The following is a 23,339-nucleotide window of genomic DNA, read 5'->3' as shown; positions in this document are numbered from 1 at the left end:
CGGTTCCTCCGGAACCAATTGGTTCATACTGATAGAAGGGGCTGGGAGCAGAAGCTTCCGGCCCTTTTTGTATCTAGGCCCTTAGCAAGCCGCGAAATTTGCCCAATGCCCCTGAGCGTCCTGCGACGCTTTTGGTCCCTGCAACCAAACCATCAAATCCGGCGCGAGCGCTGAGCAATGTGCGATTGGCAACGCTTGGTTTCAGCATCACGAAGCTAGCGCAGTCTATGCTATCGCTACCAAACATGGCTTTATGCGCGCCGTCGCCTTCCGTGAAATCGAAATAGGCAAAGCGCGCTTCCGCAAACAGGCGTTCTAGCGCTTCCATCTGCAACACTGTGCCTGGCGAGAACCGCGACCATTCCGGGTCATAGCCTAGATGTGCATAGACAAGCGTGTCGCCGATTACCGGCAGAGACAGATAGGCGATCGGCTTACTGGCACCTTTGGGGCCAGCATGCAGCAGATAACAGCGCATTTCGCCTGCTTCTGCCTTGGTGAGCAGCTTGGTCCTTGCCTCCGGCGTTTCCGGCAGGCCAGCGTCAAGCAGGCGCGCCTGATAGGTCTTGGCCGACAATGGCAGCGCCGCATCGAAAAACGCGGCGACTTCGTCTGGCGTCCGGTGCTCTGTAATGGCAAAGCCCTCGCCTGCCTCACTCGCCAGCTTGCGCTGTTTACGCCGCAGGGTGGAGCGAGTCTTGCCGGAAAAGCGGGCGAGATAATCTTCATAACTCGGACAAACCGCCGGTCGCATATCGATATAGTGGCGCTGATAATCCTGCCGTCCGCCGATCAGGTACTGCGGGAATTGCGCCTGAATCGCGGCCACAGCGGATTGCGGTGCGGATAGGATGCGCAGTCCGTCCGGCCCCGACTTCGCTGCACTTAAAGGCGCATCGTCTGCTGCCAGCACGTCTTGCAAGGTGAAGGCCCAGGTCGACAGCGCCCGGCCGACGGACAGCAAGCGCCGCGAACCGACTGTGAAGTCAATAGAGGTGCTTGCGCCTATCATCAAAGCGCGCCGTAGAACGTATTTGATGCGAACTGCTCTGCAATGCGCCAACCAGTGCGCAGCGGGTTTGCGGGCAGCGGGTTGGACGGCAGCGGGTTTGCGGCGGAGCCATGAAGCGGCGGGGTGTCCCGGTAATTGCTGGTAGTGACGCCCTCCATTTCCGCGAGCGCCTCACACAGGCCTTCAAACCGCGTGTTCACAACCCGGTTCAGCGTCATCTTGGTGCGATTAACCAGCTCAAAACTGTGCGTCACCAGCGTAAAACTGGGTTGATCGGTGCTGCGCGCATATCGTAATGCCGCAGTCATTTCGCCGAGCGAAAGCGCGGTTATCTGAGCGTGGCGCAGACCGCCGGTGATGGTCGCAATCGCGCCCACTGGTACCTCGATGATCCCTTCATACAGCATTGGCGAGCGGTCGCGTTCGGTCAACGCAATCTCGCATGCGCCGCCTTCCACCAGAGCGGGGCAATGGCTGCTGTCATAGCGCACTCCGATGGCGGCCAACGCTCGCAATGTGTCATTGTTCGCGCCATAATTGCCGGCTCTAAAGGCGACCGGTTTGGGTGCCCCTGCCGCGATTAGCACATCGCGTGCATATTCGAGCAGCTGGCATTGTTCTTCGAATGTGAAGTCTTTGATATTGCCGCCCATGCGGTCTTTCAGGACGGCTGCAGAACCGGCCAATTCCAGCCATTCGGTATGGCAATGCAGTTGAACATCCTGACCGGCTTCGATGATTGGTCCGACCACATCTTCGATCGCGGCAATACCCCAGATCATGGCAGGCATAGGATCGACGAAAAACACAGCCTTCAAATTGTGTTCGGCAAACTTGGCAAGCTTGTGCGTGATCCCGGCCGGACCGTCGGGCGTAATGCAGGCGATGGAGCGCGCGAAATTGCTTTCCCGCTCCGCCTTACTCACGCCGGTGAACAGCCCGGCGGAATATTCGGTATCAATTGTGATAAAGGCCTGCGTCATCGCGCCTGCGGAATAACGAAAAAGGGTTAAAGGGTCGTTTGAGCGACCCATGCCGCAATCCCGTCATGCAAAGGTGGCCCGTCACGCAAAGACAGAATGCGCCATCGCCATGGTGAACATTTGCGCGTTGATCCGAATTGAGGATGGGAACACGCTCGCATCAGCGACATAGAGGTTGCCGGTGCCATGCACCTTCAAGTCTGCGCCCACCACAGATCGGTTGGGGTTTGAACCCATCACATTGCCCCCTTGCGGGTGGGACGTGCTGACAATGAAGTCGTGCCCGTCTTTGAGGTGTTGCTCCACCAGAGCCTCAATATCGTCGCCTGGCCGAACGGTGACATTGCTGGAGGTGGGTAGGTAAACCTCCTCTGCTCCGCCGGCGAAGTGCATCTTTACAGTATCGATCACAAATCCGCGCAATTGCTCGCGGTGCTTGCGTTTCAATTTGACCCTGAACTGTCCGCCTTTTACCTCGCCCATATCGCTGACAGGCATGAGGATGCCGAGACAAACGAGGTTCGAATAGGATTCCATCCGGCGGACGTATTCACCGAACCATCCGCCCATTGAGGCAGAGAAAGTGGCGGGCGGGTGGAACCAGCTTTCGATCAGGTGATCGCCGCGGTCGACATAAGTGCCCATCTGCACGCCGTCCCAACTGTTCACCGGATGAGGCATTTTTGCGATCACCGGGCAGGCCAGATTGCAGGCAATCTGCTCGCCAATATCGGCAAAATTGAACCGTTCCATCAGGGCCGAGGACGCGCCAGTGCCCGCCGCTATAATTGCACCCTTGGCCGGGCGAATGCGCACATGACGGCCGTTTTGGCGCGCCTCAACCGATTTCACCGGCTTGTTGTGCAGGTTCCAGCCAATATTGATGCGAAAGGCGGCGGTGTTTTCCGCAATCCGCGCACCGTTTGCTAGGGCGTCTTTCAGCAGGGTTTGGACAACCGAACTCTTGCGATCATAGGCGCAGCCGGAATTGCAATAGCCGCAGCCCCAGCATTTGCGCGAACCATGGCCATAGTTCTTCTCAAACCGAGTGGCCTCGACATTGGCATCGTCCGCGCGGCCGTGACCCTGAGCTTTAAATGCATTCCAAGCAGTGCGTAGATGCGCGCCGTTTGGTCCTGATATTTCCTCGGGGATTTCCGCAATGCCGAGCCGAGTCCACAAATGGTCAAACGCTGCGGTCAGCTTGCCGCCAGCGTTCACATCGACCCCATATTCGTCTTTCCAATGCTGGATCACATCCTGCGTGCGTGGGTGCGGATTGGCCTGGTCGGGGCGGAAACAAATCCCGTTATTGACCAGAGATGATCCGCCAATGCACTCGGCCTGAAGGATCGCAATCTCGCGATTGCTGGAGGTCATCAAGCCGCCGCCAATATACATGCCAGCATATTGCTCTGCGTCTCTATGACGGATCTCCGCCGTCGACCAATAATCGCCCTTTTCAATGATCAAAACACTGTCGCCTTTGGCCGCAAGCGCGGCGGCAGCAGCGGCTCCTCCCGCGCCAGAGCCAATCACCAGCCAATCGCAGTTTTCGGTATCGGCCAGATCGCTGCAGGTGAGATCATCGGTGTCTGCAAATGGCTTTGCATTGGCGCGCGATTGCGGGGGGACGAAACCGATGCCGTTCCAGCTGCCGGGCTGCTGATAATAGGCGGAGTAGAACACCGTCCTTAGCCGCCCAAGCGAGCGGATGATTCCAAAATCAGCCTCGGCAATCTTGTCCGTCAGTCGCTGTTGGCGTTCCGCGATTGAGAGTTCGGTGAAGCTGCGCCGCAGCCACAGTTCCAACAGGAACAGGCCGCGCTTCACGTCCACTCGCGTGCTGTCAGGCAGGATCGCGATCCAGCGCATCGCATTGTTGACGATGTCCTCAATAGTGCCGCTGGGCGGTGGGCCGCCAAACAAGGCCTCAACATAGGCATGTTCAAAGCTTGCGCGGCGCTGTGCCACGACTTCGATCAGATTGTCATCCACCTGGATGGAATTGGCCTCAGCCCGGTTGATCGCTTCGCCTTCGAGCGCAACCGCGCCGGCGTCTGCAATGATGTAGTCTGCGCGTTCGCCATCTGGCCCCGCTTCGACGCGAACAACCGGATGGCCTTCAGCAGTCTTTCCCAAGGGCCGCACATTACTGGGAGCAAGTGCGGTAATGACGGAAGGTGATGGGTTGGGCATCTCACAATCTCCCCTTTGATTAGACAAAGAGAAGATGACGCAATTTGCTTTTGTCCGAAATAGAAATAACGGCGATTCCTTGTAAGGACGCGCCAATCTTTGCCGATTTCTGGTTAAATACCGCCTGGAGTGAAATCATAACCGCTTGTTGCTAGCCCATCGCACAGCGCATCGACGCATGATTTCAGCGTTTCTGAGTCGGTTGAGCGCAGCACAAAATTGGCGCCCACTTTGCCTTCACGAAAGAACGGGTAGGAGCCAATCTGGCATCCTTCATGGGCCTGTTCGATTTCGGCCAGCAGTTTCGCGACTTCGCTTTCCGCGATCCAGCAGCCGACGGTCTCTGTGATCAGCGGCGCGCCGCCTTCCAACTTGCCAGTGAGTGCATCCAGCATGCCTGCGGCGATATGCGGGACACCGGCCATCAAGATCACATTGCCGCGCCGGATACCGGGTGCGCCGGACATGCGATTGGGGATCAGCTCAGCGCCGTCAGGCACGCGGGCCATGCGCAGACGGCCTTCGTTGATCCCGCCTTTGTCTTCATAATAGCGGGTCAACAATGCCCGCGCTTCTTCATTGATGACGACGGGCACGCCGAGCGCCTTGGAAACGGCATCGACTGTGATGTCGTCATGCGTTGGACCTATCCCGCCGGTGGTGAACAGATAGTCATTGTCAGCGCGCAGAGCGTTGACCGCCTCGACAATCTTGTCCTCGACATCGGGCACCACCCGCACCTCTGCCAGACGGATGCCTTGCACCTGCAGCCAGGATGCGACCTGTGCAATGTTCTTGTCTTGGGTGCGGCCGGAAAGGATCTCATCACCGATAATGACGAGGCCCGCAGTCCAGATTTTATCCGATGTGGTCATGGGCGAACGGCCTAGGTGAGTCTTGCTTTGACCTCAAGCGTTTGCGCTCTTGCGTGTGTGCCTAATCCGCCGCTTGAAGTTCACCGCCTGATGCACCTGTTTCTTCTCTGGTGTTGCTGAAATTCAGCCAACCATCGTCCAGAGGGTCGCTCGCCATCCGTTTCCGGTCGAGCACATATTCCTGATTGAGCCGCCACGGGTAATCAACCGCGTTCTTTGGCATGATGTGCTTGCCGCGCTGAATATAGCCGCTGGAGAAATCGAAAATATCATCCTCTTCCAAGCCCGCTTCCGCCTCTTGGGTGAGGGTGGGGGTGGCAATGGTTGTGCCGGTCTCGCGCATGTGATTGAGCAGCCTGCAGATGTAATCTGAATTGATATCCGCCCTCAGGGTCCAGCTGGCGTTTAGATAACCGAAAACCACAGCAAGGTTGGGCAGATTAGAGAACATGCAGCCTTTGTAATAAAAGCGCTGGCTGAGATCCGTTGGGGTGCCGTTTTGGCTAAGCGCGATCTTGCCTGCGACAGCGAGCTTCAATCCGGTTGCCGTTACGACAATGTCGGCCTCAATCAGCTCCCTGGATTTCAGCCGCACGCCGCCTTTCTCAAATTTTGCAATATGCCCAGTGACAATCTCAGCTTTACCAGCCTTCATAGCCTCGAACAGATCGGCATCGGGCACCAGGCACAGGCGCTGTTCCCAGGGGTTGTAGGGCGGGGTGAAGGCGGCCTTGTCGTAGTGCTTGCCGAGCGCCTTCTCGATCCGTTTGTAGAGGTTGTCCTTGACCTTCTGCGGTTTGTCACGCGCTGTTTTGAACGCGTAGTCCTGCATCCAGATATTTTTGAACCGGGTGATCTTATAGGCGAGCTTTTCTGGCAGCACCTTGCGTAGGAAATTGGCGAATCTATCTTTCGCAGGATGCGAGAACATCCAGGTGGGTGTTCTTTGGAGCATCGTAACCTTGGCGGCTTTGTCTGCCATCGAAGGCACGATCGTAACCGCTGTCGCGCCGGAGCCGATTACGACCACGCGCTTACCGTTGTAGTCCAAATCCTCTGGCCAGAATTGCGGGTGCAGCACCGTGCCCTCAAATTCGCCCAGATCGAACCCGGGGTCGAACGGCTCATCATAGTCGTAATAGCCAGAGCCGAGGTAAAGGAAGTTTGCGGTGATGCGAGTGCGGGTGCCATCACCCAACTCCATCTCGACATGCCAGCGGGCCTCGTCATCGCGGAAATCGGCTGAGATCACTTTGTGACCAAAGCGGATATGCTGGCGAATGCCGTGCTCATCGGCGATTTTGTTGAGGTATTCGAGGATGGATGGTGCATCAGCGATGCTTTTCTCGTGACGCCAAGGCTCAAAATCAAAACCCAGCGTGTGCATATCGCTGTCAGACCGGATGCCGGGATAGCGGAACAGATCCCAAGTCCCGCCCAAATTGTCGCGCTGTTCGACGATCGCATAGGAATGATGCGGCGATTTCATTTCCATGTGCGCAGCCATGCCGATGCCGGAAATTCCGGCTCCAACAATTAGAACATCAACCTCTGGTGCAGTGGCCAGCATCGTCTTCTCTCTCCTATTGGTGTGGAGGTAAGCACACGATGGCTGTAAAAGCGAGTCACGATTGCATTTTGCAACTGACTTGCGTGTGCGGCTGCGCTAAGCGCCTGCTCATGTTGAAAATACGATGGTCGCTCTCGGCCGCTCTCCCCCTCGTTCTATCCGCCCCGCTTTATGCTCAAGATCAAGGTTCCGATTCCGATGTCGATGACAATGTGATTGTCGTCACCGGTGAAGGGCTGGAACAGGCAGCATCCACCGGTGTCTATGCGTCGAGCGAAATTGACCGCGATGCGATAATCGCTACCGGCTCTGGCCGGATCGAGGATGCGTTGCGCAATGTCGCCGGTTTCCAGCAGTTCCGCCGCTCCGACAGCCGCTCTTCCAACCCCAGCGCACAGGGCGTTACCCTGAGGGCGCTAGGCGGCAATGCGACAAGCCGCGCATTGGTGGTGCTTGATGGTGTGCCGATCACCGACCCGTTCTTTGGTTTCGTCCCGCTCAGTTCGATCGCACCGGAGCAATTGGGCCGGGTGCGCGTTACGCGTGGTGGCGGCTCTGGCCCGTTTGGCGCGGGCGCGCTGGCAGGCACGATTGAGCTTGAAAGCGCGGGCCTCGATACGCTTGGTCCGGTGAACGCTAGCCTGCTGGTGAACGACCGTGAGGAAACCGAAGCGAGCGCCAGTCTTGGTGCCAATCTAGGCTCCGGTTTTGCGGTTGTGAGCGGCCGGTGGGACCGCGGGCAGGGGTTCTTCACTACGCCTCAGGACCAACGCGTACCCGCAACAGCGCGGGCTGCTTTTGATAGCTGGAGTGTCGGAGTGCGCGCCGCAGCGCCGTTGACCAATGACGTTGAATTGCAAGCGCGGGTGCAGGTCTTTGATGATGCGCGCACGCTGCGCTTTGACGGTGCTGATTCGACCAGCGAAGGCCAAGACGCCAGTATCAGATTCGTGGGCCGAGGCGATTGGCAGTTTGATGCGTTGGCCTATGTTCAGGCGCGTAATTTCTCCAATATCGTGATCAGCTCCACCCGCTTTGTGCGCGTGCTTGATCAGCGCAACACGCCCTCAACCGGGCTTGGCGGCAAAATCGAAGTGCGCCCGCCGGTTGGCGGCGGTCACAATGTCCGGCTGGGCGTGGACTATCGCCGCTCTGATGGTGAGCTTCAGGAGGAGGCATTCAGTGCCTTCACTGGCAATTTGCGCGAACGCCGCCGCGCGGGCGGCACCAACAGCGATCTCGGCCTGTTCGTCGAGGACGATTGGCAGATTGGTGCGCTGCTGCTGACGGGTGGTTTGCGGGCCGACCGCACAGTAATCTCCGATGGCTTCTTCCGGGCTGTCGATGCAGGCGGGGCGTTGGTCAGCGAAACGATCGCTCCTGGTCGCAGCGACTGGACGCTTTCTTGGCGTGCCGGCGCATCCTATGATGTTGGCGGCGGTCTGGCCCTGCGCGCGGCGGCCTATACCGGCTTGCGACTGCCAACCTTGAACGAGCTGTACCGTCCCTTTGTGGTGTTTCCTGTTGTGACACAGGCCAATGCGGCGCTCGAAAATGAGCGGCTCGAAGGGTTTGAAATTGGTTTGGATTGGCGGCCCAATGAGAATGTCAGTCTGGCTTTGACTGCGTTTGACAATCAGGTTGAGAACGCCATTGCAAACGTGACGCTCACGCCGACCTTGCGGCAGCGGCAAAACCTGCCAGCCATTGAAGCGCAAGGGGTTGAGGCCGCGCTTGGGCTCGAATTGGGTCAGGTGACCTTCAACGGTTCGCTTGCCTACACGGATGCTGAGATCGCTGGATCCGGTGCATCGATCGCGCTCGACGGCAATCGCCCTCCGCAAACGCCAAAGCTTGCTTTCTCCGCGACGCTTGCGTGGCAACCAGCCGAAGGTTGGCGGCTCGCAGGCACGCTGCGCCACACTGGCGCTCAGTTCGAGGACGATCAAGAAACCACGTCCTTGCCTGCGGCAACCACTCTTGATGCGTTTTTCCAAGTGCCAATTGCCGGGCAATTCTCAGCTGTGCTGCGCGGTGAGAACTTGCTGGATGAAGAAATCGTCACCCGCAATTCGAACGGTGCGATTGATCTCGGAGTGCCGCGCACTGTGTGGTTTGGCCTGCGTTACGGTCTTTAATTCAGCGGCAAAACTGACCTAGCCGCTATGCGGGCTAATTCCGACTAACCCGCAAGGATATTTCGCAGGCACAGCAGAAATTGCATTTTTGCTGCGCTGCAGCACGATATGTTGCATTTTTGCATCAATCATTGAGAACTAGCGCCGCGCCCTTGCGAATTGAATTCACGCGTGACTAGTCTGCGGTCCATAAAAAATAAGACATCGGTTTGTTGGAGAGGAAACCTATGACGAAAAAGTTCGCAGTATACGCGGCTGGCCTAATGGCCTGCAGTTCATTCACAGCACCGGCATTCGCGCAAGACGCAGAAGCGTCGGCCCAACCTGAGGCTCCGGATAACGTAATTATCGTTACCGCGACGCGGCGCGCATCGGACGTTCAGGATATTCCAATCGCCGTGACGGCGGTCACGCCGCAGCAGCTCGAACAGCAAGGGATCGCAAATATCCAAACGCTGGGCGCTGTTTCTGCAAGTTTTAATATTCAATCCTCTCAAACGGAATCGCAGGGCACCTCGATCCGCTTGCGCGGGGTAGGTACGACCGGCAACAACATTGGCCTTGAAAGCGCCGTTGGTGTGTTCATCGATGGTGTCTATCAGTCACGTCCCGGGATCGCTCTTGGCGAGCTGGTGGATGTGGCTCAGCTCGAGGTTCTGCGCGGTCCCCAAGGCACACTGTTTGGACGCAATACAACAGCCGGTGCGCTGGTCGTTCGCCATAAGCTGCCTGAACTGGACGAGTTTGGCGGCGAAGTGACGGCGACATACGGAAATTTCGATCTGATCAACGTCCAAGGCGCATTAAATGCGCCTCTGGTAGAGGACTCGCTGGGTGTTCGCTTTAGCGGCTCCTATCGTCAGCGTGATGGTTTCGTGACCAATCCGTTCAATGGGACAGAATCGAACGACCGAGATCGCTTTCTATTGCGTGGCCAACTTTTGTGGGAACCGAGCGCGGATTTAAGCTTGCGATTGATCGCCGACTATCAGCAAACTGATGAGAATTGCTGTGATTCGGTTACCCTGCGCCCGGCAACAGGCGCGCCTCAGGCGGTTTCAGATGCGCTTTTCCCTAATGGCACACAGGCGCCTGGGACTTTAACGACTAACGAGTTCCCATTTCCGCTCGATCGGATTTCGAACTCACAGGGCTTCGAGAACGATATCGAGCAATGGGGTGTCTCTGCCGAGTTGAACTGGGATTTGGGTGGTGCTGATTTGACCATCATCGGCTCCTATCGCGACTTCCTTGGTGAAAGCCGGCAGGACGATTTTAACGGGGGGCTCGTCTATTCCGTGTCAGGATCGACATTCCCAGCCGGAACACCGCCCACTTTTGACGACATCAAAACCTGGACAGTCGAAGGACGTTTGCAAGGCGATGCCTTTGATGGCGTAGTCGATTGGCTGGTCGGAGTGTTCTACTCTGACGAGCAGATTGTCGAAGAGTTCGCTCTCGGTCTGGGACCAGAGTTTGGCGATCTGATCGGCCAGTCCTTCGGTCTGCCTGGTTTTGCACTCCAGGGTGTCGCCGATGCCGGTTCAATCTTCTCTAACGGTGTGCTTGATCCGACCGACGCGGCTTTTGCGCAGGGAGCCTTTGCGCAAAGCCCGATTGCAGCGCAGTCAAGTCTCAACCGGTTTGAACAGGAAGGCACTTCTTTCTCTGTCTTCACTCACAACATTTTCAATGTGACGGATGAATTGAGTATCACTCTGGGTGCGCGTTATGTCGATGACCAGAAGGATGCTCGCTACGATCAGCTGAGTTCAACCGGCAATGCGTGCGCCGCGAGCCGTGCGTTCTTTGGCGGGCTTCAACAGGCACTTGGTGCCGCGGCTGGCGGAGATACTACGGGGCTGGACGCGATTAACGGTGCGCTGGCACCCATCTTTGGCCCAGCTGGTGCAGGCGCTTTGCAAATTCCGGCGATTGCGGGCGCAGGGGCAGCACTCAACTGCTTTGTTTTCGCAGCGCCAGCCGATCCCTTTGGTGGAACCAACCCTGCGACGGCAGGCCTGCCTGTCGAATTTGACGATACGTTCACTGACGATGAATTTATCTACACCGCGCAGGTTGGCTACGAACCGAATGCAGATCTGCTTCTCTATGCTGGTTTTACGCACGGCTACAAAGCGGGCGGTTTCAATCTCGATGCGTCGGCTGCGATCGGCGGAGCTGATCCCAGATTCCGTTCGGAAGAGATTGATGCTTATGAAATCGGTCTGAAATCCACGTTATTGGATGGACGGGCACGCGCTAATATCGCGTTGTTTTACTCCGACCTGGCCGATTTTCAGGTGCTTGAATTCACTGGCACACAGTTCCAGACGTTCAACGTCGATGATGTTTCTTCGAAAGGCATTGAGCTTGAGCTGTTTGCGCAATGGACCGATTACATCAGCAACACAGTTGCCGTCACATATACGGACGCGCAATATGGCGCCAACTGCGACGCAAGCCTGATTGCCGCAGGTGGAGCCAATCCGGCTGCTGGGTTGTGCGGTTCCTCGCTAACCAACGCACCTGAAATCGTGGGAATCTTCGGAATGACCTATGATGGTCCGATTAGCGGGGGTGGCTGGAACATGCTGGCCAATGCAAACCTGCGCTATGAATCGGACCGTCGGACGAGCACCAATCCGCAAGACGGTCTTGGTCTTATTCCGTTCGATGTTCAGGACGCCAACGCTAAGCTGAACTTGCGACTTGGTTTCACTGATCCGAGTGACACATACACAATCGAGCTTTGGGGTCGTAATGTCACCAATGAGGTGACGCGTGCGATCACGTTCAACACTCCATTGGTTGGCTCAGTCGCTGCGGGCACTGAGGGTCGCAGTGCGTTCCTCGAAGAGCCGCGCACCTATGGCGTGACTGTGCGAGCAAAGTTCTGACCACTTTGTCGATCAGCTAATTTGCCTTTGGGAGAGGGCAAAGAGAAGGGGCGGTCCGCATAAGCGAGCCGCCCCTTTTTATATGTGAGATGCTCCGCGTGGGTGCTGTTCGGCGTAGTGCGCTGAACCTTACATCCCGCGGGCGATCACCATTTTCATTACTTCGTTTGAGCCGCCAAAGATCCGTGTGATGCGGCAGTCGCGGTACATGCGAGCGATTGGATAGTCGTTGATGAAGCCAGCCCCGCCGTGGAACTGCAGGCATTTATCGACGACTTCACCCTGCAGTTCTGTGACCATGAGTTTGGCCATGCACGCGGTGGGCACATCCAGCTCACCCTTCAGGTGCAAGGCGATGCAATGATTGACGAAGACCCGCGCTGCTGTGCTGCGAGCAGCCAGCTCAGCCATCACAAACTGCGTGTTCTGGAAATCCCAGATGGTCTGACCAAAGGCCTTGCGATCCTTGACGAACTCCATGGTGGTCTCGAGCGCCTTTTCGATTCCTGTCATCGCGCCCATGGCAATGATCAAGCGTTCCTGAGGCAGCTCGCCCATCAGCTGATAAAAGCCTTTGCCCTCTACCCCGCCCAGCACATTTTCCGCTGGAACGAACACGTCGTCGAAGAACAGCTCTGAGGTGTCCGCCGCGTCCATCCCGATCTTGTCGAGCTTTTTGCCGCGTTGGAACCCCTCTGCACCCTCGGTTTCGAGCAGCATAAGCGAGATGCCCTTTGCGCGTTCATTGGGATCAGTCTTGGCGACAACGATAATGAAATCGGCTGTCTGCCCGCTAGAGATATAGGTCTTGGCGCCGTTGATGCGGTAGCCATTGCCATCCTTCAGCGCCGTCGTCGTGATGCTTTGTAGATCTGACCCAACGCCGGGTTCAGTCATCGCAATCGCACTGACGAGCTCGCCGGTCACCAGCTTGGGCAGATACTTCTTCTTCTGCTCTTCCGTGCCGTGACGCACGAGATATGGCAGGATCACGGTGTTGTGCAGGCTAGCGGCGAACCCTTCGACGCCGTGCTTTGCCTGTTGGTCGATCACAACGATGTCGTGACGGAAATCGCCGCCGTGCCCGCCATATTCTTCCGGCACAGAGACACCGAGCAGACCCGCTTCGCCGGCCTCATTCCAAAACTCGCGTTCTACCTGACCGTCTTCGCGCCATTTTAGGATGCGCTTTTCCGGTGCATGTTGCTGATAAAATTTGCCAACCGCGTCAGCGAAGATCGAAATCTCTTCGTCTTCCATGAATTCTGGCTGCGCTACATTGATGACTGGCATTTCTCTCTCCTGTGCACCGAGACCACCCGCGCCCTCCACCCTTCCACTCGGAGCCTACCGGGATAATCCGGGCGGAAGGGTGGAGGGCGCGGGCGGCCCCGGCCTCTCAAGCAAAAACTATTTTCTACTTACCCTTCCAATTGGGCGCGCGCTTCTCCGCGAAGGCCGCTGCGCCTTCGCGCGCATCATCCGAGACGAAGATTGGTCCCATCAGCTTAGCCTGTTCTTTCCAGCGCTCGTCATCGCCCCACAGGCGGGATTCGGCGACGATCTGTTTCGAGACCTTGACCGCGAGCGGACCATTGGCCGTAATTTTCTTGGCCAGTTCCAATGCCGCGTCGAGTGCTGGCCCATCAGTCACATGGTTGAGCAGGCCCAATTCATAAGCCCGGTCCGTACCGATGAACTCACCAGTTAGTGCCAGTTCCATCGCAATCTTGGGTGGGATCATTGTTGGTAGTTTGATGAGGCCGCCCGCTGCTGCAACGAGCCCGCGCTTCGCCTCCGGAATGCCGAATTTCGAGTCCTTATTGGCGACGATCAGGTCGCAAGAGATCATCAGCTCCATTCCGCCGGCCAGCGCGTAGCCTTCAACCGCTGCGATCAACGGCTTAGCCGGGCCCTTTTCCGTAAGTCCGCCAAAGCCGCGGCCCGGCACGCTCGGGGTCTCGCCGCGCAGGAAGCCCTTTAGATCCATGCCGGAGCAGAATGTGCCGCCAGCGCCGGTAATGATGCCTACGCGCAGGTGGTCTTCTGCATCCAGCCGATCTAGCGCTGCGGCAATCGCTTCGGATGCCGCTTTCGTCATTGCGTTTTTGGCTTCCGGCCGATTGATCGTCATGATCAAGACGCCATCACGTTCCTCGGTTAGCACTTCTTGAGTTGCGCCTTCGCTCATTCGCTCTCTCCATTTTTCTGATGGCGGTTCATTTTGCCATTTCGATTTGAAACTGAATTCTTGTATCAGTGGTGCAGGCGGTTTACGGACACGTCAACTGCAATTTGGAAAAGTGGAAGAGGAAATCATGGCTGAGGCATATATCATCGATGCGGTGCGCACCCCGCGCGGAATTGGCAAGCAGGGTAAAGGCGCTCTGGCAGCAGAACATCCGCAGCATCTCGCGGCAACCGTGATGCGGGCGATCAAGGATCGTAACAACCTGGACACCGGCACAGTTGATGATGTGATCTGGTCGGTTTCCACGCAGGACGGGATGCAGGCTGGCGATCTTGGCCGGATGGCTGCACTCGATGCAGGCTATGACATAACCTCTAGCGGCACGACGCTCGACCGGTTTTGTGGCGGCGGCATCACCTCGGTGAGTTTGGCGGCCGCTCAGGTAATGAGCGGTATGGAAGACTGCGTAGTTGCAGGCGGGACAGAGATGATGAGCCTTACCGCTGCTATGGCGCAGGAGAAGATGAAGGCTGGTATAAAGCCGCCAATGATGGGCAGCTATAACGAGCGCCTGCAAAGCGTTCATCCGCAATCGCATCAGGGCATTTGCGGCGATGCAATTGCCACAATTGAGGGCTTTACTCGCGAGGAATTGGACGAGGTTGGATATCGCTCTCAGCAGCGCGCCGCCGAAGCCATCGAGGCGGGCCGATTTAATAACTCTGTTGTCCCTGTGGTCGATGATGAGGGCAATGTGATCCTCGACAAGGATGAGTATCCGCGTCCGCAAACCACGCGTGAAGGGCTGGCTGAGCTGCAACCTGCATTCACCAAGATCGCAGACGTTCCGCTGGATGCCAATGGCACCACATTTCGCGGGCTGATCAATCAGAAGTATCCTGATGTCGACATTCAGAACTTCCACCATGCGGGCAATTCTTCCGGCGTGGTTGATGGCGCGGCGGCGGTTCTGGTCGCGAGCAAAGACTACGCTCAGAAAAACGGATTGAAGCCGCGCGCACGCATCGTTGCCACGGCAAATATGGGTGATGATCCCACTTTAATGCTCAACGCGCCGGTGCCAGCGGCCAAGAAGGTGTTGGAAAAGGCCGGCCTGACCAAAGACGACATCGACCTGTTTGAAATCAACGAGGCGTTTGCGGTTGTAGCGGCCAAATTTGTCCGCGATCTTGATCTCGATTGGGACAAGGTCAATGTGAACGGCGGTTCTATCGCTCTCGGCCATCCGATTGGCGCAACCGGGTCGATCCTGATCGGCACTGTGGTGGATGAGCTTGAGCGGCAAGACAAGCGCTACGGCCTCGTCACGATGTGTGCGGCGGGCGGTATGGCTCCGGCGATTGTTGTCGAGCGTGTGACTGATTTCGTAGACTAAGGCTAAGTATATGATTGCTGACAACACGCCCGTCATTATTGGCGTTGGTCAACATTCCGAACGGGTCCAGCAGGCCGGCTACGAAGCGCTGTCCTATGCTGATCTGGGAGGGCGGGCTCTCGCGGCGGCTATTGCTGATACTGGCGCAGACGGGGATGTTGCTTCGGCGATTGATACTCTGGCGGCGATCCGGGCGTTTGAATTGTCGCGTCCGGACCGCCAACCGCCCTTTGGCGCATCGGATAATGTTCCGCGCAGCTTTGCGAAACGGGTGGGTGCGGACCCTGAACGCGCGATCCTCTCGACCACTGGCGGCCAGTACAATCAGCATTTGGTTGGCGAGTTTGCGAGCGACATTGCGGCTGGCAAATCCGATTGCGCGGCGATTGTCGGATCAGAGGCGATCTCCACCTTTCTTGCTCTGGCGGCGAAGGGCGAGAAGCCAGACTGGTCAGAAGAGGTTGGTGGGCAGCTCGAAGATCGCGGGTTCGGCAATGACGGGCTGATGGAGCTGGGTCTGTTCGCGCATGGCGCAACCGGCGCCATCCCGCTCTACGCCCTGGCCGAAAACGCGCGGCGCGCGAAGACAGGTAAGAACCTCGACGAATATCGCCGCGAGATTGGTGAGCTGTTTGCGCCTTTTACCAGGGTCGCGGCGAGCAATCCTCATGCAGCGGCCCCCAAAGAGCGCACAGCCGAAGAACTGGCAACAATCACGGACCGCAACCGGATTGTTGCAGAACCCTATGCGCGAATGACGGTTGCCCGTGATCAGGTGAACCAAGCGGCCGCGATCATCCTCGCCAGTGCCGGAAAAGCGCGCGAGCTGGGTGTGCCCGAAGACCAATGGGTGCATATCCATGCGGTGTCATCGGCGACCGAGTTGGAACTGTCTCAGCGACCAGATCTGTCCGCCAATCCGGCCTCAATTGCCAGCGTTGAGGCAGCATTGGAACGCGCAGGCAGGAACATGACAGAGATGCAATTTCTCGACTTTTACTCCTGTTTCGCGATCCCAGTGTTCAACCAATGCGAGCATTTTTGCATCGCGCATGATGACCCGCGCGGGCTGACGTTGACCGGCGGGCTGCCGTTCTTTGGCGGTGCCGGTAACAATTACTCAGCCCATGCGATTTGCGAGGCCGTGGAGCGCGTCCGCAGCAATCGCGGCGCGTACGCTTTGGTCGGAGCAAATGGCGGTTGGATGAGCAAATATGCGACTGGTATTTACTCGGCCGAGCCCGCAGATTGGTCAGCAAATGACCGGTTTGAGAAGCTGCCCATGGCCACAAATGCCGTGCCGCGCGGTGAGGGACCATTCGATAGCGCCACCGTTGAAAGCTATACGATCAATCACTCAAAGGTGGGCAGCGATGCCATCTGGCTCGGCCGGAACGCCAATGGAGAGCGTGTGAGCGGCAATGCTGATCTCAGCGATGAAGCGACCGCAAAAGCCTTTCTTGGAGGGCAACCATTCGGCGCAAAACTGGCCGTCACTCAGGATAAGCGCAGGCGCAACATTGGGCGCGTCGTTTAGCAAAGACGTTGGGGCCTAGCCCTGGGGGTTCCACTCCAAAATCGGTGCGTTTGCCCTTTGACATAGTGCCACGAACAGAGTATTTAGTTACAAACGTAACCAACTAACTCTTGAGTAGGCGTGCGCATGACCAAGCATCCATCTGATCTGTTCGATAATCCGGCTGGCCTTGATGGCTTTGAGTTTGTTGAGTTTTGCGCTCCTGAAAAGGGCATGCTCGAACCTGTTTTTGAAGCCATGGGCTTCACCCATGTAGCGACGCACCGGTCCAAGGACGTCAATCTGTGGCGTCAGGGCGGCATCAATCTAATCGTGAATTATGAACCGCGCAGCGCCGCTTGGTACTTTGCGCGTGAGCACGGCCCTGGCGCTTGCAGCATGGGTTTCCGTGTACGTGATGCCGCTGCTGCTTATGAGCATGTTTTGGAGCAAGGTGCAGAGCCTGTTGCCAATGCTCCTGGCCCAATGGAGCTCAGCATTCCGGCCATTCGCGGAATTGGTGGATCGATCCTCTATCTGATTGATCGCTATGCTGATGACGCGGGCGAAGGCCTGTCTATTTACGACATCGACTTTGAATACCTTCCTGGCGTCGAAAAGCACCCTGAAGGTTGCGGTTTCCAATTGATCGATCACTTGACGCACAACGTCTATGGAGGGCGGATGGCCTACTGGGCCGACTTCTATGAGCAGCTCTTCAACTTCCAGGAAATCCGTTATTTCGATATCAAGGGCGAGTATACCGGCCTCACTTCGAAGGCGCTTACAGCACCTGATGGCAAAATCCGCATTCCGCTGAACGAGGAAGGCGAAAACGGCAAGGGACAGATCGAGGAATATCTGCGCGAATATAACGGCGAAGGCATTCAGCACATTGCCCTGATCTGTGATGATCTGGTTGCGTGTTGGGACAGTCTTAAGCAGCTGGATGTGCCTTTTATGACTGCCCCGCCTGAGACATACTATCAGATGCTGCCGGAACGCCTGCCAGGCCATGGTCAAGACGAAGCAGCGCTTAAGTCGCGCGGAATATTGCTAGATGGAACGACCGAAGGCGGCAGCCCTCGCTTGCTTCTCCAGATCTTCGCAGAACCACGTATCGGCCCGGTCTTCTTCGAATTCATTCAGCGCGTGGGCGACTACAAAGACGGTTTTGGTGAAGGTAATTTCAAAGCTCTGTTTGAGAGCATTGAGCGCGATCAGGTCGCGCGCGGTGTCCTTGATGTTGAAAAAGAGCCGGCTGAATGAGCGCGGCCGCTAACTCTCATCCCGTGAAACTGGGCGGCGTCCATCACGTCGCCTATCGCTGCAAGGACGCCAAAGAGACCGTCGAATGGTACGCCCGCGTCATGGGCATGGAATACACGACGGCTTTTGCCGAGGATCATGTCCCTTCGACGGGCGATTATGATCCATACATGCATGTCTTTCTTGATGCGGGGAACGGCAATATTCTGGCATTTTTCGAGCTGCCCAATCAACCAGATATGGGGCGCGACGAGAACACGCCGGCCTGGGTGCAACATTTGGCCTTCCGGGTGGGTAGCGAAGCCGAATTGCTCGCGGCAAAGGCCCATGTGGAGGCGCAGGGGATCGATGTGCTTGGCCCCACGCATCACGGCATTTTTAAGTCGATCTATTTCTTCGATCCCAATGGTCACCGCGTCGAACTCGCCGCCGACATCGGCACAGCCGAGCAATATGCGGAGTTAAAGCGGGTTGCCCCGCTGATGCTGGATGAATGGTCAGAGACGAAGAAAGCCCCGCGTCACGCCGATTGGCTGCATGAATTGGCGCGCGAAGAACATTCTACCTAACTCAAACAGCTGACGGCATTACTTCGGCGCCATTTCAACAGCACAAATCTCAGAATTAATGAAGATTTGACCGCAGAATCTGCGTGCGAATGCTTACCTCGCCTTAACCACTTACATCTATTGGGTTTCCTTCGATCTCGGAGCGTAAACGCCAATGGCGAAGCTATCAGCCTCAATGACATCCAAAACTGCCTCGGCGGTGCAGGAGATCTATCGGCCGATTATTCGTGGCTATTTCGCAGTTTTTGCTGCGTATTATCTACTGCTCCTACCGACTAATTTCTTTTACTTTGAAGGCTTTGATCTCTGGGCCGTCGTCGGCATCGCGTCGCTAACTTCTGTTATTGCCGTCGTCGGTTTTTTTCGGCTGCGTGAAAAGACTGAGATCGAAATGCTGGAACGCCTGCTGGTCGTTCTGAACTTTTTGGTTGTGATGAACGTCGTGACAACGCTCAATCTGATGTTTGAGCCCGAAAAGATGGTTTACTTCGTGATTCTGGTGATGCTGTTTGCACTTTCCAGCGTCAGCACGCGCCAATCCGTGCTTTCAATCGTCTTCGCATGTCTCGCTTTCCTCACCTACGTCCCGAGGCTTGAGACGAGTGATCAGGCGACTTATGGTTTTCTGATTTTCGGCGCGATCATGGCCTCGCTCTCGATCACCTATTACCTGCGCAAAGCGATCACTTACATCGCCACTTCAAAGCTCGACGCTGAACATCAACTGGAAGAAGCCCGAGTGGTTGGCGAGAGTTTGCGGCACAAATCGCTCTCCGACAGCCTAACTGGCCTGCCCAATCGCCGCGCATTCTTCGAGGCTCTTCGCAAATCAAAGCATGATATCAGCCGCCAAGCAAAAGAAAGCCGGGACGATCCAAAGGCACAGGTGCAAAACCTATGGCTGATCCTAGTCGATCTTGATGGATTTAAGGCGGTCAATGATGTGCACGGCCATTTGGTCGGCGATCTGCTGCTTAAGGAAGTGTCCGAACGGCTTATGGCCCATTGCGGTGACACGGCGCATGTCAGCCGGATGGGCGGTGATGAATTTAATATCATCCTCAAGTCCAGCGGTGATGAAACGGACGTCAGAGCCTGGTGCGATGAATTGCTGGAAGAGCTTGCCAAATCCTATGTGATCGAAGGGCGCTATGTGCGCGTCTCAGGGTCCATGGGATGCAAGATGATGGACTTGACCCAAGGGGCGCGGTCGCAAATCAATGAAGCCGATTACGCTTTGATGGCGGCCAAAAAGCAAGGCAAAAACCGCACGGTAATCTTCACCGAAGTCCATGCAAGGCAGGCAGATGAACGTTACAAGGTCGAGCAGGCGCTTCGCTTTGCGAGCCTGCCAGATGAAATTGAACTGCTGTATCAACCGCAGGTGGACCTGCGCCATAATCGGATTGTCAGGGCGGAGGCTTTGGCGCGTTGGTCAAGTCCGATTATCGGCGAAGTGGAGCCGAGCAAATTTATTAAGGTGGCAGAAGAAAGCGGCCTGATTACGCAGATCACTTTGACGGTCGTCGAGCAGGCGTTCCGCACGCTATCGATGTGGGCAGCTCCGGTGCCGATCGCTATCAACCTTTCGTGCCACGATCTGATCAGTGATCCGAGCATTGATCAGATAGTCGAAATGGCTGAAGAGTTTGAAATTGACCCGGCCTTGGTCGAATTCGAGGTGACCGAGACGGCCATGATGATTGACCTCGACAAAGCGACCACCAATCTCAAGCGCCTTTCCGAGATTGGCTTCTCTATAGCTCTGGATGACTTTGGCACCGGCTATTCCAACTTCAGCTATCTGAGGCGTTTGCCAATTGAAAAGCTAAAAGTGGACCGATCGCTGATGGAGAACTCAGGCGATCCCATGACAGAGAAGGTGCTCTTCTCCCTCGCTGGCATGGCGCGCACTTTGGGGGTTGCGTGCTTGCTGGAGGGGATCGAAAGCGAAGTCGATCTTTTGGTTGCCAAGCGTGTTGGGGCCGATGCGGTTCAAGGTTTTCTGTTTGGCCAACCGATGAGCGCAGACGAACTGACAAAGGCTTTGGCGAAAGACGCAGAAAAGAAAGTCAGCCCGGCAACCGCCACATATTGAGGCAGGGATACAAATCAGCGCGCTTGTCTTCGCCGCTTGGTCACTCTCGTAACTTTTGAAGAATGGTGGCGGAGACGGAGGGATTCGAACCCTCGATACCCGTAGTAGGTATGGTTCCTTAGCAGGGAACTGGTTTCAGCCACTCACCCACGTCTCCGCAACGCTCGCACTGCGTTTTCGCTGCGAAGGCGCGCTATAGGCGCGGCGATTGCCAGCGGCAAGGTACCTCTTTTCAAAAAATTTGCGAAGATAGGCGGATCGTGTCGATCTGATCGGTGGCATAGGCGGGTTCGCGCCATGATTATGCGCATCAGACTGGCTCTAAAGCGTCGCATTTTCGCAATCTATCGGGAAATCGATTCGCTTCATCGCGTTTTCGATTCGATTCATCGCCGGGCAATTGTCGTGCGTGCAGCAAAGGACTCTGCTCGGCCCTGAACAGGCCTGAAGACGAAAATAGGAAGGTCAAACCTGATGGTTTTACAGCAGCTGATCACTCGAACGGGTCTCGCTCTTGCGGGAAGTATCGCGCTTTTGAGCGCGCCCCTGGCGGCCCAAGGGGTTGAGTCATTCGATCCTGATGAGGCCTATGATGCCTCTGCGCAGGCTGATCTTGCTCCAATCGATGGCGATTTGCTCGACCCTGCAAGTGCCGCGGCAACGGGCAGCAATACCCCAGTGCCAGTACCAGCGAACAATAATTCTTCGACTGAGTGGGGAGTTTCCGCTCCCGCATCGCAGCCGGCTCAGCCGACCTTCGATGATGAATTCGCCACCTACTCCACCGATGCACAAACAGCCCCGGAATGGTCGAACCCTGATGCGGCTGGCGAGGTTGGCGTTGATCCATCGATCCAGGCCGCCAATGCCGACACCTATGGCGAAGATGATCTGATTGGCGCGGCTGAGGGCGTGTTTGGTAAAGGCGCAGAGGGTCTGGCCGGATTGATCGAAGATTTGCTCAAGAAACAGGGCGAGCCCAACGGCTATATCATCGGACGCGAAGCTGGCGGTGCGTTTATCGTTGGCGCGCGCTATGGCTCGGGCATGTTGCACCATAAGATCGAAGGTCAGCGCAAAGTCTATTGGACCGGACCATCGATTGGTTTTGATGCGGGCGCAAACGCGGGCAACACCTTCGTGCTGGTTTACAACCTGCATGACACTGAGGAGCTCTACGAGCGCTATCCAGCGGGCGAAGGTCAAGCCTATCTCGTGGGCGGTATGCACGCGAGCTACATGCGCAAGGGCGACGTTGTGCTGATCCCGATCCGGGTTGGTGCTGGCCTACGGCTGGGCGTGAACGCGGGCTACATGAAGTTTTCCAAGAAGCAGCGTTGGCTGCCGTTCTAAGCAAAACCGGAATTGTTCCGTATAACTTAGCCAAAATGGCGCAAAAGCTGGTTGCGGCATCGCTCGCCAGGCGGCATTGCGCATGGCGTTATGCTCAATCGACTCGAAACCCAATCGCCCGACGCGCTGCTCGCGTTGATCAAGCTTTACGCTGACGACAGTCGCACCGATAAGATCGACCTTGGTGTCGGTGTCTATCGCACGGATGACGGCGACACGCCGGTGTTCGCCGCGATCAAGGCGGCAGAGCAGCGGTTGGTCGATAATCAGGACAGCAAAAGCTATCTCGGGCCAGAGGGCGATATGGGCTTCGTCAATGCGCTGATGCCCTATATCTTTGGTGATGATGCGACGATGGGCGGGCGGATCGCGGGAATGCAGACTCCCGGCGGGACCGGCGCTGTTCGGCTTGCGGCGGCTTTGGCGCAGAAGGCTGGGCTGGAGCGGCTGTATATGGGCACGCCAAGTTGGCCAAACCATGCGCAAATCTTTCGCGACATTGAGCTTGAATTCGCTCCGTTTGAACACGCCAAGGCGGACGGGACAGCCAATATTGATGACGTGCTAGAGGCCATTCGCTCTGCGCAGCCCAATTCGGGCATTCTTCTGCATGGTTGCTGTCACAATCCGACGGGTGTGGAATACACCTCTGCACAATGGGACGCGATTGGCGATGCCATAGCGGAAACAGGCATCTTCCCGATCATCGACACCGCCTATCAAGGGCTCGGCGATGGGCTGGAAGAAGACGCAGCGGGACTGCGCAGCGTACTAGCCAAAGTGCCAGAGGCCTTCATCGCCTACAGCTGCGACAAGAACTTTGGCATGTACCGCGACCGCGTTGGGGCGTTTTACATCATGGCCGACGATCAGGCCGTGCTCGATAAGGCGTTCTCGAACGCCAATGCACTGGCACGGGCAAGCTGGTCTATGCCGCCTGACCATGGCGGCTCAGCGGTGCGTGAGATCCTGCGCGATGGAGAACTCACACGGCTTTGGCTCGATGAACTGGACACCATGCGTGAGCGGATGCGCCAAGTGCGGACGCGCCTTGCAGATGCTGGACAGACTGGCGGGGTCGATCTGGCGCCGCTGGGTCAGCAAAACGGCCTGTTCTCTGTTCTTCCGGTGAGCAAGGAGCAAGTGGCGACGCTTCGTGAAGACCATGGAATTTATATGGCCGCATCGGGCCGTATCAACATCGCTGGTTTGAACATGGGCAATATTGACAAATTCATTGCCGCTGTCGCTGATGTAACCGGTTAAGGAC

Annotated in this window: 16 protein-coding genes and 1 tRNA gene; 9 read left to right on the top strand and 8 right to left on the bottom strand. The window is 56.7% G+C overall.

Going from position 1 to position 23,339, the window contains the following annotated elements; translation table 11 throughout:
* Positions 1–73: 73 nt before the first annotated feature.
* From AC0V6O_RS13025 to AC0V6O_RS13005, 5 genes are all read right to left on the bottom strand, one after another.
* The gene (locus AC0V6O_RS13025; protein ID WP_486144625.1) at positions 74–1,012 is read right to left on the bottom strand and encodes a GNAT family N-acetyltransferase; all 939 of its coding nucleotides are present in this window, start codon (positions 1,010–1,012) and stop codon (positions 74–76) included.
* Positions 1,012–2,046, bottom strand: coding sequence for a polysaccharide deacetylase family protein (locus tag AC0V6O_RS13020; protein ID WP_486144623.1), 1,035 nt, complete (start codon positions 2,044–2,046; stop codon positions 1,012–1,014). The genes AC0V6O_RS13025 and AC0V6O_RS13020 overlap by 1 nt, the downstream gene beginning before the upstream one ends.
* A gap of 30 nt (positions 2,047–2,076) precedes the next feature.
* Positions 2,077–4,137 carry a GMC family oxidoreductase gene (locus AC0V6O_RS13015; RefSeq protein ID WP_486144621.1) on the bottom strand — a complete coding sequence of 687 codons (2,061 nt, stop codon included), beginning with the start codon at positions 4,135–4,137 and terminating at the stop codon, positions 2,077–2,079.
* A 170-nt stretch (positions 4,138–4,307) separates the two neighbouring features.
* Positions 4,308–5,069, bottom strand: coding sequence for a competence/damage-inducible protein A (locus AC0V6O_RS13010; RefSeq protein WP_486144619.1), 762 nt, complete (start codon positions 5,067–5,069; stop codon positions 4,308–4,310).
* A 61-nt stretch (positions 5,070–5,130) separates the two neighbouring features.
* Entirely contained in the window at positions 5,131–6,639 is a 1,509-nt protein-coding gene (locus AC0V6O_RS13005) for a flavin-containing monooxygenase (protein WP_486144617.1), read from the bottom strand.
* Positions 6,640–6,749: 110 nt separating this feature from the next.
* Between AC0V6O_RS13005 and AC0V6O_RS13000 the strand changes: the two genes are divergently transcribed.
* Positions 6,750–8,777 (top strand): TonB-dependent receptor plug domain-containing protein, encoded by a 2,028-nt coding sequence (locus AC0V6O_RS13000; RefSeq protein ID WP_486144615.1) that lies wholly within the window; start codon positions 6,750–6,752, stop codon positions 8,775–8,777.
* Positions 8,778–9,004: 227 nt separating this feature from the next.
* Entirely contained in the window at positions 9,005–11,677 is a 2,673-nt protein-coding gene (locus tag AC0V6O_RS12995; RefSeq protein ID WP_486144613.1) for a TonB-dependent receptor, read from the top strand.
* A 129-nt stretch (positions 11,678–11,806) separates the two neighbouring features.
* Here AC0V6O_RS12995 and AC0V6O_RS12990 read toward each other — a convergent pair whose 3' ends face one another.
* Both AC0V6O_RS12990 and AC0V6O_RS12985 read right to left on the bottom strand, forming a co-directional pair.
* Positions 11,807–12,970: an acyl-CoA dehydrogenase family protein gene (locus AC0V6O_RS12990; RefSeq protein ID WP_486144611.1), complete on the bottom strand. Its 1,164-nt coding sequence runs from the start codon at positions 12,968–12,970 to the stop codon at positions 11,807–11,809.
* Between the two features lie 124 nt (positions 12,971–13,094).
* Entirely contained in the window at positions 13,095–13,868 is a 774-nt protein-coding gene (locus AC0V6O_RS12985; protein WP_486144609.1) for a crotonase/enoyl-CoA hydratase family protein, read from the bottom strand.
* Positions 13,869–13,995: 127 nt separating this feature from the next.
* Here AC0V6O_RS12985 and AC0V6O_RS12980 point away from each other — a divergent pair, with 127 nt between their 5' ends.
* The 5 genes from AC0V6O_RS12980 to AC0V6O_RS12960 all read left to right on the top strand — a co-directional run bounded on the left by AC0V6O_RS12980 (position 13,996) and on the right by AC0V6O_RS12960 (position 20,716).
* Positions 13,996–15,264 (top strand): acetyl-CoA C-acetyltransferase, encoded by a 1,269-nt coding sequence (locus AC0V6O_RS12980; protein WP_486144607.1) that lies wholly within the window; start codon positions 13,996–13,998, stop codon positions 15,262–15,264.
* 10 nt (positions 15,265–15,274) lie between these two features.
* On the top strand, positions 15,275–16,801 hold the full coding sequence (locus AC0V6O_RS12975; RefSeq protein WP_486144605.1) for an acetyl-CoA acetyltransferase: 1,527 nt from the start codon (positions 15,275–15,277) through the stop codon (positions 16,799–16,801).
* A 126-nt stretch (positions 16,802–16,927) separates the two neighbouring features.
* Entirely contained in the window at positions 16,928–18,049 is a 1,122-nt protein-coding gene (gene hppD, locus AC0V6O_RS12970; RefSeq protein ID WP_486144603.1) for a 4-hydroxyphenylpyruvate dioxygenase, read from the top strand.
* The gene (locus tag AC0V6O_RS12965) at positions 18,046–18,618 is read left to right on the top strand and encodes a VOC family protein (RefSeq protein WP_486144601.1); all 573 of its coding nucleotides are present in this window, start codon (positions 18,046–18,048) and stop codon (positions 18,616–18,618) included. Before hppD ends, AC0V6O_RS12965 begins: the two co-directional genes overlap by 4 nt.
* A 175-nt stretch (positions 18,619–18,793) precedes the next feature.
* Positions 18,794–20,716 carry a putative bifunctional diguanylate cyclase/phosphodiesterase gene (locus AC0V6O_RS12960; protein WP_486144599.1) on the top strand — a complete coding sequence of 641 codons (1,923 nt, stop codon included), beginning with the start codon at positions 18,794–18,796 and terminating at the stop codon, positions 20,714–20,716.
* Positions 20,717–20,782: 66 nt separating this feature from the next.
* On the opposite strand, the gene AC0V6O_RS12955 is transcribed toward AC0V6O_RS12960, so the two are convergent.
* Positions 20,783–20,873: transfer RNA gene (locus AC0V6O_RS12955), tRNA-Ser, on the bottom strand.
* A gap of 317 nt (positions 20,874–21,190) precedes the next feature.
* On the opposite strand from AC0V6O_RS12955, the gene AC0V6O_RS12950 reads away from it, so the two are divergent.
* Both AC0V6O_RS12950 and AC0V6O_RS12945 read left to right on the top strand, forming a co-directional pair.
* Positions 21,191–22,069 (top strand): EipA family protein, encoded by an 879-nt coding sequence (locus tag AC0V6O_RS12950; protein ID WP_486144597.1) that lies wholly within the window; start codon positions 21,191–21,193, stop codon positions 22,067–22,069.
* 90 nt (positions 22,070–22,159) lie between these two features.
* Positions 22,160–23,335 (top strand): amino acid aminotransferase, encoded by a 1,176-nt coding sequence (locus AC0V6O_RS12945; RefSeq protein ID WP_486144595.1) that lies wholly within the window; start codon positions 22,160–22,162, stop codon positions 23,333–23,335.
* Positions 23,336–23,339: the final 4 nt, after the last annotated feature.

It is taken from the genome of Erythrobacter sp. JB2-19 (assembly GCF_057365005.1).
The sequence above is the reverse complement of the archived record's forward strand: the minus strand, read 5'-3'. Positions and strand labels throughout refer to the sequence as shown.

What these genes read in the sequence shown, in the direction of transcription:
- AC0V6O_RS12990 (WP_486144611.1), bottom strand. Translation starts at nt 12,970, where the DNA reads ATGCCAGTCATCAATGTAGCGCAGCCAGAATTCATGGAAGACGAAGAG.
- AC0V6O_RS13010 (WP_486144619.1), bottom strand. Translation starts at nt 5,069, where the DNA reads ATGACCACATCGGATAAAATCTGGACTGCGGGCCTCGTCATTATCGGT.
- AC0V6O_RS12975 (WP_486144605.1), top strand. Translation starts at nt 15,275, where the DNA reads ATGATTGCTGACAACACGCCCGTCATTATTGGCGTTGGTCAACATTCC.
- AC0V6O_RS12985 (WP_486144609.1), bottom strand. Translation starts at nt 13,868, where the DNA reads ATGAGCGAAGGCGCAACTCAAGAAGTGCTAACCGAGGAACGTGATGGC.
- hppD (WP_486144603.1), top strand. Translation starts at nt 16,928, where the DNA reads ATGACCAAGCATCCATCTGATCTGTTCGATAATCCGGCTGGCCTTGAT.
- AC0V6O_RS12945 (WP_486144595.1), top strand. Translation starts at nt 22,160, where the DNA reads ATGCTCAATCGACTCGAAACCCAATCGCCCGACGCGCTGCTCGCGTTG.
- AC0V6O_RS13000 (WP_486144615.1), top strand. Translation starts at nt 6,750, where the DNA reads ATGTTGAAAATACGATGGTCGCTCTCGGCCGCTCTCCCCCTCGTTCTA.
- AC0V6O_RS12950 (WP_486144597.1), top strand. Translation starts at nt 21,191, where the DNA reads ATGGTTTTACAGCAGCTGATCACTCGAACGGGTCTCGCTCTTGCGGGA.
- AC0V6O_RS12995 (WP_486144613.1), top strand. Translation starts at nt 9,005, where the DNA reads ATGACGAAAAAGTTCGCAGTATACGCGGCTGGCCTAATGGCCTGCAGT.
- AC0V6O_RS12965 (WP_486144601.1), top strand. Translation starts at nt 18,046, where the DNA reads ATGAGCGCGGCCGCTAACTCTCATCCCGTGAAACTGGGCGGCGTCCAT.
- AC0V6O_RS13025 (WP_486144625.1), bottom strand. Translation starts at nt 1,012, where the DNA reads ATGATAGGCGCAAGCACCTCTATTGACTTCACAGTCGGTTCGCGGCGC.
- AC0V6O_RS13020 (WP_486144623.1), bottom strand. Translation starts at nt 2,046, where the DNA reads ATGGGTCGCTCAAACGACCCTTTAACCCTTTTTCGTTATTCCGCAGGC.
- AC0V6O_RS12980 (WP_486144607.1), top strand. Translation starts at nt 13,996, where the DNA reads ATGGCTGAGGCATATATCATCGATGCGGTGCGCACCCCGCGCGGAATT.
- AC0V6O_RS13005 (WP_486144617.1), bottom strand. Translation starts at nt 6,639, where the DNA reads ATGCTGGCCACTGCACCAGAGGTTGATGTTCTAATTGTTGGAGCCGGA.
- AC0V6O_RS12960 (WP_486144599.1), top strand. Translation starts at nt 18,794, where the DNA reads ATGACATCCAAAACTGCCTCGGCGGTGCAGGAGATCTATCGGCCGATT.